The sequence below is a fragment of the Thermodesulfobacteriota bacterium genome (assembly GCA_040756475.1).
GTDB lineage: Bacteria > Desulfobacterota > Deferrisomatia > Deferrisomatales > JACRMM01 > JBFLZB01.
The window spans coordinates 1-2,685 of record JBFLZB010000326.1 but is presented as its reverse complement, the minus strand read 5'-3'; the positions used below and the strand labels follow the sequence as shown (position 1 = coordinate 2,685).

The window sequence follows — 2,685 nt, the reverse complement described above, 5'->3', positions numbered from 1 at the left end:
AACCGAGCGCGCGGCCCGAGAGGAAGAGCACAGGCGCCGGGCCCAGCGGGAAGAGGCCGAGCGAAGCGCTCGGGCGGTGGCGGACACCGCCTGGAACGCCGCGGACCGGACCGACACCCCCCAGGCCTATGTGGACTTCCGCGAGCGGTTCCCCGCGCACCCCCAGGCCGAGGAGGCGCGCCGACGGGCGGCCGCCCTCCTGGCGGCGGTGCCGGCTACTCCCGCCGAGGCCGCCCCTGCCGAGGTTGCCCCTGCCGAGGTTGCCCCTGCGGAGGTTGCAGCGCCCCGGTCCCTCCCCCCGCCGCCGCCGACCACCCTCGAAATCCTGTGGGCCCAGACCCAGGCGGCCGATTCCCCCGAGGCCTACGAGCGGTTCCTGGCCGCCCACCCCTCCGGCGACGAGGCCGAGGCAGCGCGCCGCCGGCTCGAAGAGCTCCAGTCCCCCTCCCCCGATGACCTGGGCAGCGTCCTTCCCCGGGAAAAGCGCCAGACCCTGGACCGGTATCGCCGGATGCTCCAGACGGAGTGAGGGCAGCCGGGGCGGTCCCTTTCGGAAGCTCTCAGGCGGCCCCGCTGCGGCCTTCCACGGCCATGAGCAGGTAGGCCTCGATGAACTCGTCCAGGTCCCCGTCGAGCACCCGCTGCACGTTGCCCTCTTCCAGGTCCGTGCGGTGGTCCTTGATCTTCTGGTAGGGCTGGAGGACGTAGGAGCGGATCTGGCTGCCCCAGGCGATGTCCTTCTTCTCCGCCTCCAGGGCGTCGCGCTTGCGTTCCCGCTCCTGGCGCTCCCGGTCGAGGAGCTTGGCCCGCAGGATGCGTAGCGCGTTGGCCCGGTTCTTGTGCTGGCTTCGCTCGCTCTGGCACGCCACCACGATGCCGGTGGGGAGGTGGGTGATGCGCACCGCCGACTCCGTCTTGTTCACGTGCTGGCCCCCCGCACCGCTCGCCCGGTAGACGTCGACCTTCAGGTCCTTGTCCTCCACCTCCACCTCGGCTTCGTCGCCCGCCTCCGGGTAGACGCTCACGCTGGCAAAGGAGGTATGGCGGCGGGCCTGGGCGTCGAAGGGGCTGATGCGCACGAGCCGATGGACGCCGGCTTCGGCCTTCAAGTAGCCGTAAGCATAGGGCCCGGCCACCGTGAAGGTGGCGTTCTTGATGCCTGCTTCGTCGCCGGGAAGCAGGTCCACCACCTCGGTTTCGTACCCCCGGGCCTCGGCCCAGCGCAGGTACATGCGCAGGATCATCTCGGCCCAGTCCTGGGCCTCGGTGCCCCCGGCCCCGGCGTTGACGGCGACGATGGCGTTACCCCCGTCGTCTTGTCCCGAGAGCATCTTGCGGAACTCGATGGCCCGAATCCCCGCCTCGGCTGCCTCGAGGCGCTGCTCGGTGTCGCGGCGCAGATCCGGGTCTTCCTCCTCCTCCAGGAGCAGGGCCGCGACGACGCAGTCTTCCACCTCGTGGTGCAGGCGCTTCCACTCATCCACCTCGGAGCGCACCCGGGGGCGCTCCCGGCTCACGGACGCGGCTTCCTCCGGGTCCTCCCAGAAGTCGGGTCGCGCCATCCGGTCGTCCAGTTCCTCGGCGCGCTTCTCCTTGGCCGCCAGGTCAAAGATGCCTCCACAGGTCGTCGAGGCGCCGGCGCAGGTCTTGGGTCTTCTCCTGGATGTCCATGGGTGCTCACCTCTGGGGCTCGATGCTCGCCTGGCGAAGGCCGGGAAAACGCAAGAGGCTAGCAGAAAGTCCCAGCAGAGCCAAGCAAAGGGACGCGGGCCACACCCAGGGCCGGACGCGGTGCTGGGGAGTCCGATGGGGCGGGGGGTAGGCGAGGGTGGCGGAGAGCGTCTCCCGAGCTTGGAGCTCCGTGGCCCCCAGGAGCCTCCCCCGGGCGTCGAAGGCCGCACTCACGCCGGTGTTGGCGGAGCGCAGCAGGGGCAGGCCGGTCTCGGCGGCCCGCCACGCGGAAAAGGCCAGGTGCTGGTGGGGTCCCGGGGTGCGGCCGAACCAGCCGTCGTTGGTGACCACCACCAGGACCTGGGCACCCCGATCCGCGAGCCGCGACGCCAGGTGGGGGAAGATCACCTCGAAGCACACGAGCGCTCCCAACCCCGGGAGCCCCGGCTGGGGGGGCAGGGGCACCGCCGCAGGTCCCGGCGTGAAGTCGCCCGCCCCGGCCACGAGCTTCTTCACGAAGGGGAGGTAGCGGCCCAGGGGCACGTACTCGCCGAAGGGCACGAGCTGCACCTTGTCGTAGCGCCCCGCAAGGCGGCCTTCGGGGTCCAGGAGGAAGACCCCGTTTCGATACTCCACCGCCTCGCCGCGCCGCTCGTAGGCGGGAGCCCCGAACACCAGATGGACCCCCAGCTCGCGGGACAGGGCCTCCAGCCCCCGGCGCTCGGGCCCCGGGTCCTGGGCATGGAGGGGCACCGCGGTCTCGGGCCAGAGCAGGAGATCCAGCGCTCCTCCGCGGCCTCCCGAAGCGGCTTCGGCCGCAGCCCGGGAAAGCGCCGCGTAGGTCTCGAGGGAGGCGCGCCGGTAGGCGGGGTCCCACTTCTGGGACTGATCGATGTTGCCCTGCACCGCCGCGGCCCGAAGCTCCCCCACGGGCGGCGGCAAGGGAGACGGGAGCGCCCAAAGGGCGGCAGCGGCGAGACAGGCGCCGGCAGCCAGCACCACGGACGCCGGCCC

At 72.0% G+C, this 2,685-nt stretch carries 3 protein-coding genes; 1 reads left to right on the top strand and 2 read right to left on the bottom strand.

The features are described from left to right. The coding region (locus AB1578_23270; protein ID MEW6490819.1) for a hypothetical protein at positions 1-529 on the top strand (529 nt) is incomplete at its 5' end. Between the two features lie 31 nt (positions 530-560). Here the strand turns inward: AB1578_23270 and prfB are convergent. Together prfB and lnt are read right to left on the bottom strand one after the other, a co-directional pair. Beyond that, positions 561-1,671, bottom strand: a protein-coding gene (gene prfB / locus AB1578_23265; protein MEW6490818.1) for a peptide chain release factor 2 whose coding sequence is annotated in 2 segments (ribosomal slippage) — positions 561-1,607 and positions 1,609-1,671 — 1,110 coding nt in all. Because the reading frame shifts where the segments join, the coding sequence is not laid out codon by codon here. 6 nt (positions 1,672-1,677) lie between these two features. Then, positions 1,678-2,685, bottom strand: a 1,008-nt coding sequence (gene lnt / locus AB1578_23260; protein ID MEW6490817.1) for an apolipoprotein N-acyltransferase, incomplete at its 5' end; no start/stop codon positions are given.